This is a genomic window from Paradesulfitobacterium ferrireducens (genome assembly GCF_017310645.1).
GTDB lineage: Bacteria > Bacillota > Desulfitobacteriia > Desulfitobacteriales > Desulfitobacteriaceae > Paradesulfitobacterium > Paradesulfitobacterium ferrireducens.
Genome location: NZ_JAFLRH010000037.1, coordinates 78,927 through 91,507, shown reverse-complemented (window position 1 = coordinate 91,507; position 12,581 = coordinate 78,927). Strand labels below are relative to the sequence as shown.

General features: G+C 48.5%; 11 protein-coding genes and 1 rRNA gene. 10 read left to right on the top strand and 2 right to left on the bottom strand.

All coding sequences use genetic code 11. From position 1 onward, the window contains the following. Positions 1–117, top strand: a 5S ribosomal RNA gene (rrf, locus tag J0X21_RS12500). A 74-nt stretch (positions 118–191) separates the two neighbouring features. Here rrf and J0X21_RS12495 read toward each other — a convergent pair. Beyond that, entirely contained in the window at positions 192–818 is a 627-nt protein-coding gene (locus tag J0X21_RS12495; protein ID WP_206812542.1) for an RNA polymerase sigma factor, read from the bottom strand. A 203-nt stretch (positions 819–1,021) separates the two neighbouring features. Between J0X21_RS12495 and J0X21_RS12490 the strand changes: the two genes are divergently transcribed. The 9 genes from J0X21_RS12490 (at position 1,022) to J0X21_RS12450 (ending at position 11,845) form a co-directional block, all read left to right on the top strand. Beyond that, a complete protein-coding gene (locus tag J0X21_RS12490) occupies positions 1,022–1,744 on the top strand; it encodes a nucleoside phosphorylase (protein ID WP_206812541.1) in 723 nt (240 codons plus the stop codon). A 344-nt stretch (positions 1,745–2,088) separates the two neighbouring features. Next, the gene (locus tag J0X21_RS12485) at positions 2,089–3,597 is read left to right on the top strand and encodes a glycine betaine uptake BCCT transporter (RefSeq protein ID WP_206812545.1); all 1,509 of its coding nucleotides are present in this window, start codon (positions 2,089–2,091) and stop codon (positions 3,595–3,597) included. Between the two features lie 93 nt (positions 3,598–3,690). Beyond that, entirely contained in the window at positions 3,691–4,611 is a 921-nt protein-coding gene (mtgA, locus tag J0X21_RS12480) for a [methyl-Co(III) glycine betaine-specific corrinoid protein]--tetrahydrofolate methyltransferase MtgA (protein WP_206812540.1), read from the top strand. A 47-nt stretch (positions 4,612–4,658) separates the two neighbouring features. After that, positions 4,659–6,083, top strand: coding sequence for a trimethylamine methyltransferase family protein (mtgB, locus tag J0X21_RS12475; RefSeq protein ID WP_206812539.1), 1,425 nt, complete (start codon positions 4,659–4,661; stop codon positions 6,081–6,083). A 100-nt stretch (positions 6,084–6,183) separates the two neighbouring features. Next, a complete protein-coding gene (gene mtgC, locus J0X21_RS12470; protein WP_206812538.1) occupies positions 6,184–6,831 on the top strand; it encodes a glycine betaine-specific corrinoid protein MtgC in 648 nt (215 codons plus the stop codon). Between the two features lie 120 nt (positions 6,832–6,951). After that, complete coding sequence (locus tag J0X21_RS12465; protein ID WP_206812537.1) at positions 6,952–8,448, top strand: glycine betaine uptake BCCT transporter; 1,497 nt, start codon at positions 6,952–6,954, stop codon at positions 8,446–8,448. Positions 8,449–8,562: 114 nt separating this feature from the next. Beyond that, on the top strand, positions 8,563–9,282 hold the full coding sequence (locus J0X21_RS12460) for a DUF1638 domain-containing protein (RefSeq protein ID WP_206812536.1): 720 nt from the start codon (positions 8,563–8,565) through the stop codon (positions 9,280–9,282). Positions 9,283–9,348: 66 nt separating this feature from the next. Next, positions 9,349–10,020, top strand: a complete 672-nt coding sequence (locus J0X21_RS12455; RefSeq protein ID WP_206812535.1) for a DUF1638 domain-containing protein — start codon at positions 9,349–9,351, stop codon at positions 10,018–10,020. Further along, positions 10,010–11,845 carry an ASKHA domain-containing protein gene (locus J0X21_RS12450; RefSeq protein ID WP_206812534.1) on the top strand — a complete coding sequence of 612 codons (1,836 nt, stop codon included), beginning with the start codon at positions 10,010–10,012 and terminating at the stop codon, positions 11,843–11,845. The genes J0X21_RS12455 and J0X21_RS12450 overlap by 11 nt, the downstream gene beginning before the upstream one ends. A 58-nt stretch (positions 11,846–11,903) precedes the next feature. On the opposite strand, the gene J0X21_RS12445 is transcribed toward J0X21_RS12450, so the two are convergent. Continuing rightward, positions 11,904–12,569 carry a corrinoid protein gene (locus J0X21_RS12445; RefSeq protein ID WP_206812533.1) on the bottom strand — a complete coding sequence of 222 codons (666 nt, stop codon included), beginning with the start codon at positions 12,567–12,569 and terminating at the stop codon, positions 11,904–11,906. Positions 12,570–12,581 lie beyond the last annotated feature (12 nt).

Genomic DNA, 12,581 nt, shown 5'->3' with positions numbered 1-12,581 from the left:
TCTGGTGACAATGCCGGAGGGGTTCCACCCGTTCCCATCCCGAACACGGAAGTTAAGACCTCCAGGGCCGATGATACTTGGACCGAAGGGTCCTGGGAAAGTAGGTCGTTGCCAGGTAAGCGTAAAGAGAGCATTTGTCTATACGGATAAGTGCTCTCTTTGCTTCTACATACACAATTGATAATATCAGGTTAAAGTTCGAGAAACCAATCATTACTTTTGTCTGCTGCAAATAAGCCAAAGACTGTCTCAACATTGTTTTTGCGCTTTATTTCGAGATAGGTTTTTCCGTCTTTTAGGCTCACATTCTCAATACTAAAATAAACATCTCCTGTACCAATTTCCACCTTCTTAGAATGAGCGGAAATTGGTATTTCTTTATCGATCATTTGCTCTTTTTTTGATGTCAAGCCGCAGATCGATGCCGGAGTTTTTGAAGCGGGTTCTATCTTTAAATCTAGATGGCTGCTAAGATTGGAGCGAGCAGAGCTGTGCTTGGAAAGGTTGATGTTCGAGTAAAGGTTAACGTTCGAGACGGCTTCTAAAGAAATGATTCTTTTCTTTCTCTTTAGTTGGTTCTTGCATAGATTTACCAGGATAGTCTTGGCCCAGGAATGAAAGACTTCGTTTTTTCTTAGCTTCCGAATATTTTGATAGAGAGTGACGATTGTATCCTGCAAGATGTCCAGTGCATCATCCGGATTACCCAGATATACATAGGCCAGCCTGTAATACTCATCCTTTTGGTTCATGATTAACTCTAAGAGAGCGTCTTTATTGCCGCTTTTTGCCTGCTCAACCAGGGAAGCTTCGCCCATTTCTTGACCCCCTTCTATAGCTAAGAGTCATTAGCTGCTTCAAAAGTTCAATCAAATTAAGCACTTTTTCATGGTATTTGTCAAAAGACAGGAAATAACATTGCCAGTGTGAATGTTTGCGAGATATAATTTGGGTTAAACAAGCGGGATTTTTGTAGATGAAGTATATAGGGCTATTCTGGTAGAAAGGAGTTTGATCAAGTTTGTTATTGCCCATCTTGCAGATCAACTCAGAAGACCTTCCCGAATATGCGATCGTGTGTGGAGATCCGAAAAGAGCCCAGTATATTGCCGGAAAATTAGATCACAGCAAAGAACTGGGATTTGCCAGAGAGTATCGAACCTTTGCCGGTGAATATAACGGAGTATTAATGGCAGTGGTAAGCCATGGAGTGGGCTCTCCGGGAGCGGCGGTTTGTTTTGAAGAACTTATCAAAGCCGGTGTTAAGACGATCATTCGGGTAGGCACGGCAGGATCTTACCTGGAAGATGTAAAACCCGGAAGCTTAGTGGTAAGTACGGCTTCTGTTCGTGAAGAAGGTCTCACCCGCCAGCTGGTACCCCTTGGCTTCCCGGCGGCTGCCGACTGTAAAGTAAGTGAAACGTTATATCAGACGGCACTGGAAATAGATGACAAGGTGAAGAAAGGGATTACGCTGTCCCTGGATGCATTCTTTGCCGGAGTCGAAGAATTCCCGCACAAAAAATACCAAAAAGCAGGCGTGATTGCAGTTGAGATGGAAATATCAGCCCTCTATGTCATCGCATCCCTAAGAGGGATCAGGGCAGGCGCTATATTGGCCATTGATGGCTACGCAGATGCCGATTTAGCCCAAGAATATAATCCGCATACGGACATAGTGGCCCAGGCCATTGAAAGAGAAATTGACATTGCAATCCGCACCATTTACCGTTTGGAGAGTTGATAGTCATGAGTGGCAGCTGATGCTAAGATCGCTTTAATCATTTTCAGCCATACTGTTTTCAAAGTGGTTCTACGGCCATCGGAACAATTCCATTTAATTCTAGCATGAAGAGAGCATCTACCCAAGTAGATGCTCTTTCAATATGTGATTTTTATCACTTAACTAAATTATACGAATTTTCGTTTATGATAGGAATGCGTTAAAACGGGCAGAAATGTAGTAGTAAAAAAGGTTTAGATTAATGCTATGATGCATATAGAGAATGTTTAACCGGTTAAACAGAGATATGCATAGAGCTTAGGGGGGTAAGGCAGACTTTATTTAGGCAAAGGCTGCGAAAGGTGATGGAAAATGATGGGAAAGTAAAAGAGAGGGATAAGGGCTTAAAAATCTTGACAGCAGCATTAGCACTAACATTTGTTCTCGGCGGTTCCTTATTTCCCAAACAGATGAATCTGTTAATGCAGAGTGTGCTTAATTTCATCTCAATAAAGTTTGGGTGGCTCTATTTGTGGATGGTGCTGGGTTTTGTAATTTTCACTCTATGGCTGGCCTTCAGTAAGTATGGAAATATTAAACTTGGCGCCCCTGACGATCAGCCCGAATATAGCACTGTTTCCTGGTTTGCCATGTTGTTCAGTGCTGGAATGGGGATCGGTCTGGTTTTCTGGAGTGTGGGAGAGCCTCTGTCCCATCTGGCAAGTCCACCTGCGGGAGACCCTTTTTCTGAGCAGGCTTTCTGGGATTCCATGCGTTACACCTTCTTTCACTGGGGTATTCACCCATGGGCGGTTTACGGACTGACCGGACTGGCCTTGGCTTATTTCAGCTTTAAGAAACAAGCTCCGTTATTGATCAGTTCTGTTGTCAGACCTTTACTGGGTAAGCGCACGGATGGCTGGATGGGCAAAGCGGTTGACGGGTTGGCTGTTTTTGCCACCATATTTGGGGTAGCCACTTCTCTCGGAATGGGAACATTACAGATTAACAGCGGTCTGAATTATCTTTTCGGGGTTCCGGAAACAAACACGATTAGTGTTCTCATCGTAGCAGTGATTACGGCCTTGTTCACTTTGTCGGCGATTTCGGGGATTGGAAGAGGCATTAAGATTCTAAGCAATTTGAATCTGATACTGGCCTTTGCACTTCTGATTTTCATGCTGGTAGTTGGCCCTGGGCTTTTTGCCGTCAATCTGATTATCACCACGGTTGGCAGCTATCTGCAGAATTTCCTGAGTATGAGTCTGGCAACAGAACCGACCCAACAGGCGAGCTGGGTTACGTCTTGGACAGTTTTTTACTGGGCCTGGTGGATTGCCTGGGCACCCTTTGTAGGCGGTTTTATTGCCAGGATCTCCAAGGGCCGTACGATCAGACAGTTTATCATAGGGGTTCTGGTCGCGCCCACGGTCTTAAGTTTCCTCTGGATGGGGACGTTCGGCGGGGCTGCTCTCTATCTTCAGACCAAAATGGGAGAGAATATCGCTCCGACCGTAATTAAGAATATAGCGTCCGGATTGTTTGTTGTTTTTCACCAATATCCGTTGGCCGGACTTTTGTCAGGATTGGCTTTAATGTTAATTGCTGTTTTCTTTATTACGTCGGCAGACTCGGCGACCTTTGTGGTCAGCATGCTGCTCTCCGGCGGAGGCTTGGAACCCAGAAGTTCAACCAAGGTTTTATGGGGCGCAATTCAAGGCGGGATTGCCATCGTGCTCCTGCTTACCGGAGGATTGGCAGCCCTGCAGGCAGCCTCGATTATCGCTGCTTTCCCTTTTATGCTGATTATGGGTGTCATGGCTTTTTCGCTTGTGCGTGAGCTGACCAGGGACAGGGCTATAAAAGAAAGGTAGCTAAAGGCTTTTAAGGAGGTGATGCAGCCCGAGGAGGGGTAAGTCATTTAGGTAATTGCAGCATTGTAGTAGGAAAGGAATGGAGGACTATTAATGTTTAAATTCACAGCCGAACAACAAGTATATGATATCAACGGCGTTAAGATTGGGGGGCAGCCGGGAGAGTACCCCACTGTTCTCATCGGCAGTATTTTTTACAGAGGGCATAAAATTGTCAAAGATGACATGAAGGGTATGTTTGATGAGGACGCTGCCAAAGCACTGCTGGATCAAGAAGCTGAGCTGAGCGCGGAAACAGGAAATCCTTTTATTATTGACGTGTTGGGCGAGTCGGTGGAAGCGTTGACGCGTTACGTCGAATTCATCTTAAAGAATACCAAAGCCCCCTTCCTTTTGGACAGCATTAGCCCCGAGGTACGTGTGGGGGCGCTCAGACAGTTGGGCAAAGACCCGGAAGTTACGAAACGCTTAATCTATAATTCCATTGATGAGCATTTTACCGAAGAAGAGCTGGCAGCAATTAAGGAAAGCGGGATCAAAACGGCGGTTATCCTGGCCTTTAGCAAGAAAGCCCTCAAACCCAAGGGACGGGTTAAACTCCTTACGGGTGACGCAGACAAAGAAGGCCTGATTGATGCCGCCAAAAGGGCAGGGATTGAACAGTATCTGATCGACCCCGGTGTCCTCGATGTTCCCAGTGCCAGCTGGACTACTGAGGCCATCAATACGGTGAAAGAAGAGTTCGGTTATCCCGGAGGATGTGCCCCGTCCAATGCAGTTTACCTTTGGAAGAAAATGCGTTCGAAAGGAACTCCGTTCTTTGAGGTAGCGGGAGCATCTGTCTTCACCTATCCGGTTACCCAGGGCGCAGATTTCATTCTGTATGGACCGATGATGAACGCACCTTGGGTTTACCGGGCTATGGCTGCCACCGACGCCATGATAGCTTATAACAATAAACTGACCGGAGTAAAACTGGGTACAACTGAACATCCGCTCCTAAAACTATTTTAGAGAGATAGAGAACGGTTGGATCTAATCTATACAAAGGAGTGTTTTAGATGCTGCCAAAGTACAACATCCTCACTGAGGAACAAGTACAAATGATTCACGATGAATCCATTAAAATCCTCTCAGAAGTCGGCATGGAGTTTGAGTATGAGCCTGCAGTCGAGGTCTTTAAGAAAGAAGGGCTCAAGGTTGAAGGCCGCCGGGTGTATTTTACCAAAGACTTTATAGAAGCCAAGGTAAAACTGGCGCCCTCCCAATTCACCCTGCATGCCCGTAATCCGGAGCACAATTTGGTTTGCGGCGGAGACAATATTATCTATATGCCCGGGTATGGAGCCCCCTTCATTCATGAAGCAGACGGCACCCGCCGCAAAACAACCCTGCAGGACTATGAAAATTTCGCGAAACTGGCCGGAGCCAGCAAAAACCTGCATATGACCGGGGGGACGATGGCTGAACCCCAGGATATTGCGGATGAAATTCGGCACTTAAAAATGCTCTACACCTCAATTAAAAGTTCTGACAAGTGTTTCATGGGGAGCGCGGAAGGCCGGGAACGGGCCGAGGATTCGATTGAGATTGCTTCCATTCTCTTTGGGGGCAAGGACGTAATTAAGGAAAAGCCGGTGCTTATTTCTCTGATTAACTCCCTAACTCCGTTAAAATATGACGAGCGGATGCTGGGAGCCTTGATGGCCTATGCGGAAGCAGGACAAGCTGTGGTAATCGCTTCTCTGGTAATGGCGGGTTCCACGGGTCCTGCGGCGATGGCCGGAACTTTAGCTCTCCAAAATGCTGAAGTCTTGGCCGGCATCTCCTTGGCTGAGAGCATCAACCCCGGTACCCCGGTGGTATACGGTTCTACCTCGGCCTTGAGTGACATGCACAGCGGCAGCCTGTCTATCGGCAGCCCTGAGTGCGCTTTGTTTATCTCTGCCAGTGCCCAGCTGGCCAGGTTCTATGGAGTGCCCAGCCGGTCCGGCGGCGGTTTGAACGATTCTAAGATTGTTGATGCCCAGGCAGGGTACGAATCCATGATGACGTTGATGGCTGCCAGTGTCACCGGGATCAATTTCGTCCTGCACACGGCCGGCATTCTACAATATTTCATGGCCATGTCTTATGAGAAGTTCATCATGGACGACGAAATGGCCGGTATGCTCCTGCACTATCTGAAAGGTTATCACTTTGATGAAGACGGTCTGGCCTATGATGTGATTGCCAAAGTCGGACCGGGGGGGCATTTCCTGACGCAAAAACACACCCGGAAAAACCACCGCCGGGAATTCCGCATCGCAGAATTGAGTGACCGCAACGCCTATGATACTTGGGCTAAAGAAAAATTGGATACCAATCAAAGAGCGCGCAGGAAATGGCAAGAAATTTTGGCGAACTATGTGCCCCCCGCTGTCGATGCGGCGCTGGATCAGAAATTGCAGGAATTTATAGCGAAACGGACGCAAGAATTAATGTAAGCTCAGCTTGGACACGGTCAGTAAGCAAAAGTACCTGAGGGAACGGATACCTGAGAAAAACAAAAATATTAGAAGGATTATTAAACGGAGGTTAAAAGAAATGAGCGCAATCTTTGAAGAATTAAAGCAGGCAGTTATCGACGGCGACGAAGATATTACCGCAGAATTGTCCCAGAAGGTTCTGGACGAGGGGATAAATCCGGTTGACGCAGTTCAGCAAGGCCTTATTAAAGGAATCGAAATCGTAGGTGAAGCGTGGAAGGCCGGCGAAGTTTTCCTGCCGGATGTAATGATGTCTGCCGAAGCGATGAAAGCCGGTTTGGCTCTCCTGGAACCGGAAATCGCCAAACTCGGAATCAGCGAAGGGGAAGCTAAAGGCAAAATCGTGTTGGGCACCGTTGCCGGAGATATTCACGACATCGGCAAAAATATCACCGGAGCCATGTTCACTGCAGCCGGATATAAAGTATTTGATTTAGGCACCGACATTAAACCGGAAGCATTTATCGCCAAAGCTCAGGAAGTGGGCGCAGACATCATCGGGGCTAGTGCCCTGTTAACAACGACCATGGTCGGGCAGAAACAAATTATCGAGTACCTGAAAGAAAACGGTTTAAGGGATAAATTCAAAGTATTCGTCGGAGGCGGCCCTACGAGCCAAGCCTGGGCCGATGAAATCGGTGCTGACGGCTGGGCCGAAACTGCTGATGATGCAGTCCAGCTTGCCGGCCGCGTGCTTGCCAAGTAGTTCGTTTAAGTCTTTAAAGGGTCACGTCGTGATTCCCCCGGGAAAGCGTGAGCTTTCGGCGGGAGTCACGCTTCCCACCTATCAATTAAGCTTAGGGCTTACGAAAGGGGAATGCTGTTTATGACGAACGGCACTAGTACAAAAAATCGGACTGTTTTGTATGTTTCCGCTGTCATCGTGTTGTTATTTGTCTTGTTTGGCATGTTTCTCCCGAGTGAGATGGGCAAAGTTGTCAATGCCGTATTTGCCTTTCTGACAACTGATTTCGGATGGTTATATTTGTTATCTGTTTCTGGATTCATAGTCTTTGCCTTTGGCATTGCATTTAGCCGCTATGGAAAAATCAAGCTCGGACAAGACGATGATAAGCCGGAATTTAGCAATTTCCAATGGTTCGCCATGTTGTTCGGCGGCGGCATGGGAATCGGCCTTGTGTTCTGGTCGGTGGCCGAACCGATGATGCATTATGCGTCCCCGCCTTTTGGCACAAGCAATACGGTTGAAGCCATGCATACGGCGATGCGGATTGTGTTCTTTCACTGGGGCATTCATGCTTGGGTTATTTTCGCCATCGGGGGCTTAGCTCTGGCTTACTTCCAATTTCGAAAAGGTCTGCCGTTTTTGATCAGTTCCGCCTTTCATCCGCTGCTTGGCGATCGGATTTACGGTCCGATTGGCAAAGCCATTGACATTCTGTCGGTGTTTGCCACGGTGTTCGGTGTGGCTACCAGTCTTGGGCTTGGTTCAAGTCAGATTGCCACCGGTATTCAGTATATTTGGGGAATTAAGGCGACTCCCGGGACTATTTCGATTATCATAGCGGTTATGACTGTCCTTTTTACCCTAACAACAATATCCGGTTTGCATAAGGCCATGCAGGCTGCAGCCAATATCAAGGTCTGGCTTTCGATTGCCTTTATGGTGTTCATCTTCCTGTTCGGGGGCATGGTGTTTATTCTCAATACCTTTACGGATTCCATCGGTGCCTATTTGCAAAACTTTATCGGTCAGAGCTTATGGATGGGCAATATTTCCTGGCTGAACGGCTGGACCATCTTCTATTGGGCCTGGTGGATTGCCTGGGCTCCGTTCGTTGGGCAATTCGTAGCCCGTGTTTCCAAAGGCCGCACTATCCGTGAATTCATTCTGGCTGTTACCTTGCTCCCGGTCGGTTTTTCATTCATCTGGCTCTCGATTTACGGCGGCGCGGCCTTCAATCTGGACAGTGTGGCCAATGGAGCCATTCAGGCAGCAGTTAAAGCGGATTATACCACCGCCCTGTTTGCGCTTTTGCAACAGATGCCGCTATATGTGATAACTGCTCCCCTGGCCATTGTGCTGATCGTTGCTTCCTTCGTGGCAGCGGCTGATTCCGCCACCTACGTCCTGGCGATGCTGACTTCGAACGGTGATATGAACCCGAGCAAGAAGCTGCGCAGCTTCTGGGGGATTGTGCAGGGTGCAATTACCATCATCCTGATTCTGGTCGGCGGCAAAGCCGCGTTGACCGCCTTGCAGACTGCTTCGATTGCGGCGGCCTTCCCGTTCATGCTGATCATGATCGCGATGTGCTTCAGCATCTACAAAGCCCTGCGCGCGGACAGCGGCGCCAGATAAACAAAATAAACCAAACTCAACACCCAGGATAACGGATGCCTGGGTTTTTTTTCAATCGGGTAACAGCTTTAATTATTGCAGCTTCAATTAGGCGAGAGGGGGGAACGGACTTAAATGGATCAGTCAATAAAGATGATTATTGCGTGTGAAGCTTATCGCGGAGAGCTTGCGGCCTTTGCTCATGAAATCAAGGTTCCTATCCTGTGGATTGAGCAAGCATTGCATAATGTCCCGGATCAACTGCACAGGATAATTCTTGAGAAGGTCAAAGAAGCAGAAAGCAGATTAAACCCCGGCGACACGGTCTTGCTCTTCTTGGGCAACTGCGGCGGAGCTTTGACAGGAGTATACTCGCAAACACTTAAACTGATATATCCGGATGTGGCCGACTGTATTCCGGTTATTTTGGGTTCGCTGGCGAAGTTTAACAGCCTGCAGGCAGAAAAGCCCGGTTCTTTTTATCTGAACAAGAACTGGATTGATGCCGGGGAGGATCCCTTAAACTCCAGCCGCAAATATATTGAAGCCTATGGAGAGAAGAAAGGCTGGAAAGTCGCCCAGCTTATGTACAAAAACTATACGGATTTTGTCTTAATCGATAACGGGTGTTATGATTTGGATAACTATCGCCTTCATGTTCATGAATCATGTTCCAGGTTTGGCAAGGCCTACCGGGAGGAAAAAGGGGATCTGAGATTCATTGCGGCCATTTTAAATAGGGAATGCGCGATGGTTGAGATTGCTCCTAATTCTCCGGAGCAGGCCGCTGTTGAGTATAAGAGCAGAGGGGAGTTCTTCCCCGAGAAGCTGACAAAAGAACAAGTCGAGGGGTAAGGGGCATTGCTCAGGGTAAAGGCATTTTTCGGATAACCTTACAGATGGCTTGGAGGAGATGATTGCATGAAGCTCAAACTGATTGGTTGCCAGTCGACGATGAATGAGGTGCGCTGGCTGGGAATTGACCAAGAGATGGATAGTGAGTTTCTCGACTATAGTTTTCACGCCAGGCCGGATAAGCTTCACCGGAAGCTCCAGGAATTAATAGATCAGAGCCAGGATTATGATCTTATCATTCTCACCTACGGTCGTTGCTCAAACTCGGTAGTGGGCCTGGTGTCACCAAGGGTTCCCCTGCTTTTTCCTGCCACCCATGACTGTATCGGCCTGATGTTGGGTTCCAATGCCAGGCATATGGAGATGTTTAGAGAAAACTCGCTCACATATTATTTCAGCCAGGGGTGGCTGGATTATGGCCGGACTCCGTATGCGGAGTACCTGGAATATGTGGAGCAATTCGGAGAGAAAAAGGCCAAGAAGTTGATTGAGGCGTTGTACGGGCGCTATCAGAAAGCCGTGCTCATTAAAACTCCCGGGATGAGAGATCTTGAGGGTTACCGGCAGCAAGTAAAAGAAATAGCCGACTTTTTTGGGTGGAAAGTCGGGGAGATCGAAGGGGATCTCAATCTTCTGAATGCCGTGGTCCGGGGTAAGAAAGCTGCAGAGACCGTGTATGTAGAGCCCGGTAAACCTGTAACATTAGAAATGCTGAGGAGTGAGCGTTATGAAAATTAAGATTAAACCGGGGAGAATGATAGAACTTCTGCCGGAGGAATCTTTGCTGGCCGCACTGGTTCGGTATCAACTGCCCGTGCCCAATGTATGCAATGGAAAGGGGACGTGCGGCAAGTGCAAAGTCCGTATTACGTCAGGGGTTTCGGCTCCGACTCAGGCCGAATTGAAACACTTGAGCGGGCAGGAAATTGATGAGGGCATCCGGCTGGCTTGCGCTGTAAAACCACAGGAAGGTATGGAAATTGAGCTGGAATCAGGTGTGACTTACGATCGTAAGGAAGCCGTTCTCCGTAATATGATGCAAACAGAGCTAAACCCTGGTTTGGAAAAGATTTTGCTTCGAATTTCGGCCCCTTCTTTGGCAGACGAGCGTGGTGATTGGGACCGCGTGGTCGACGAAATAGCCGGGAAGCGTCCGCACGCAAGTATCCATGCTGACCTGTCCCTCTTGGAAAAACTCCCCCAGGTTTTGCGGACAAAAAATTTTAAAGCTACTGTGACCTTATGGGAAAACGAGGTCTTAGACGTGGAAGCCGGAGATACAACGCAAAGTATTTTCGGCGTAGCCCTGGATATCGGAACAACCAGCGTCGCAGCAGCTCTGGTCGATTTGAAGCGGGGAACAGTCTTAAAGACCGTCTCCAGTGAAAACGGTCAAACAGCCTACGGTGCGGATGTGATTTCCCGTATCTCTTATGCCAATGAGAGTCCTGAGCAACGCCGGCAGCTTAGAGACAGGGTGAGGGAGACCGTAAATGCTCTCGTGGGTAAATTGACAGAGGCAGAAGGGATCACTGCTGATTCTATCTATACCATGACAGTGGTCGCCAATACCACCATGAACCATCTCTTTCTTGGCTTGGATGTTTCTTGTTTAGCAGTATCTCCCTTTGTTTCAGCGTCTAACAGTCCTTTGAGTTTTGCTGCCGCCGAGCTGGGCATCAAAATCAATCCCAGGGGCAAAATCCTGCTTTTTCCCAACATCGCGAGTTTTGTCGGCGGGGACACAGTCGGAGCTGTGGTCGGGGCTCCGGAGGTTTTGGCAGAGGGTACTCATCTGTTAATCGATCTGGGCACCAACTGTGAACTGTTCTTAAAAACGTCTGAGGCCATGTATGCTTGCTCCACTGCCGCAGGTCCGGCTTTTGAAGGGGCGGGCATTACCCAAGGAATGAGGGCTAAGCCGGGTGCCATTGAAGGTGTCGCTATTACGGATCAGGGGGTAGAAATTGAGGTCATCGGTGAGCAGGCGGCAGTGGGTATCTGCGGGTCCGGTCTGGTCGAGGCGATTGAACAGATGAAGCTGGCCGGGATCATCAATAAGCAGGGAACGATTGTTGACCCTGCTAAAAACACTGCTTTGAATGCGCCTTTGCGGGAACGGATCCGTCCCGGGGGCAAAGACGGGCGGGAATTTGTCTTGGCTTTCGGCGGAGCGGACGGAGTGGATGTGGTTCTGAACCAGAAAGATATTGGGGAGCTGCAACTGGCTAAAGGAGCGGTTTGTGCCGGGATCAAAACTCTCCTAAGTCAGGCGGGACTTACCCTTCAGGATCTTGATTCAGTGGTGCTGGCCGGTACGTTTGCCAGCTATTTGAATGCCCGGAGTATCTTGGAAATAGGTCTGGTGCCGGATATTGCGCCCGAGAGAATCCGGGCTGTGGGCAACTCCGCTCATGTAGGAGCAGTGCGGGCGCTTCTGAATCACGAAGAATATAAACAAGCTGGATTGCTGGCCAAAGAAATTAAGCATATCGAACTCGGGGGCAATAAAACCTTTACCAGCTTCTTTATGAAGAGCATGTATATTGAGCGGGCCAGCTAAGCCGAGCTAAGCCGAGCTAAGCCGAGCTAAGCCGAGGAAGTGTTAATGGGATTCACCGTTACACTTTGTCGCTTTTTTTCTTACTGGCTAAGATTTTGCCCAAGTTTTCCTCCAGGAACTGACGGACTTCAGTGGAATTCTCAAAATAATAATCAGCACCGATTTCTGAGGCGAAGGCTTCAGTGACAGGGGCTCCGCCCACCATTACGATCACGTTTTTGCGGAGCCCCTGGGCCTCCAGTTCTTCGATAACATCTTTCATTACGGACATGGTAGTAGTTAAGAGGGCCGAAATCATCAGAAAATCAGGTTTTTCTTTGCGGACAGCGTTGGCAAATTTTTTCGGTGTCACATCTACTCCTAAGTCGATTACTTTGATACCAATGGACATGGCCATTGTTTTAACGAGGGTGATGCCGATGTCGTGTAAATCCCCGGCCACGGTACCCACTACCACTTTGCCGAATCCCCTTTTGGGCGCAGTGGTTAGATGGGGTTCTAAGACAGATAACCCGGCATGCATAGCCCTGGTGGCCATCAGGACTTCCGGGATAATCACGCGCTGCTCCCGGAACTTGTCAGCCACACTGTTCATCCCGGCAATCAATCCTTTTTCTAAGATGGAATCTGCAGGATACCCCTGGGCCAGAGCGCGTTTGGTCAACTCCAGGGTTTCTTCGGCTTCCCCTTCGGCAATCGAATAGATAATGTCATCATAAATCATGGGCTCACCTCA

Excerpts from the sequence above, each read along its gene's own strand:
- J0X21_RS12495 (WP_206812542.1), bottom strand. The coding sequence starts at position 818 with ATGGGCGAAGCTTCCCTGGTTGAGCAGGCAAAAAGCGGCAATAAAGAC.
- J0X21_RS12485 (WP_206812545.1), top strand. The coding sequence starts at position 2,089 with ATGGAAAATGATGGGAAAGTAAAAGAGAGGGATAAGGGCTTAAAAATC.
- mtgA (WP_206812540.1), top strand. The coding sequence starts at position 3,691 with ATGTTTAAATTCACAGCCGAACAACAAGTATATGATATCAACGGCGTT.
- mtgB (WP_206812539.1), top strand. The coding sequence starts at position 4,659 with ATGCTGCCAAAGTACAACATCCTCACTGAGGAACAAGTACAAATGATT.
- mtgC (WP_206812538.1), top strand. The coding sequence starts at position 6,184 with ATGAGCGCAATCTTTGAAGAATTAAAGCAGGCAGTTATCGACGGCGAC.
- J0X21_RS12465 (WP_206812537.1), top strand. The coding sequence starts at position 6,952 with ATGACGAACGGCACTAGTACAAAAAATCGGACTGTTTTGTATGTTTCC.
- J0X21_RS12460 (WP_206812536.1), top strand. The coding sequence starts at position 8,563 with ATGGATCAGTCAATAAAGATGATTATTGCGTGTGAAGCTTATCGCGGA.
- J0X21_RS12455 (WP_206812535.1), top strand. The coding sequence starts at position 9,349 with ATGAAGCTCAAACTGATTGGTTGCCAGTCGACGATGAATGAGGTGCGC.
- J0X21_RS12450 (WP_206812534.1), top strand. The coding sequence starts at position 10,010 with ATGAAAATTAAGATTAAACCGGGGAGAATGATAGAACTTCTGCCGGAG.
- J0X21_RS12445 (WP_206812533.1), bottom strand. The coding sequence starts at position 12,569 with ATGATTTATGATGACATTATCTATTCGATTGCCGAAGGGGAAGCCGAA.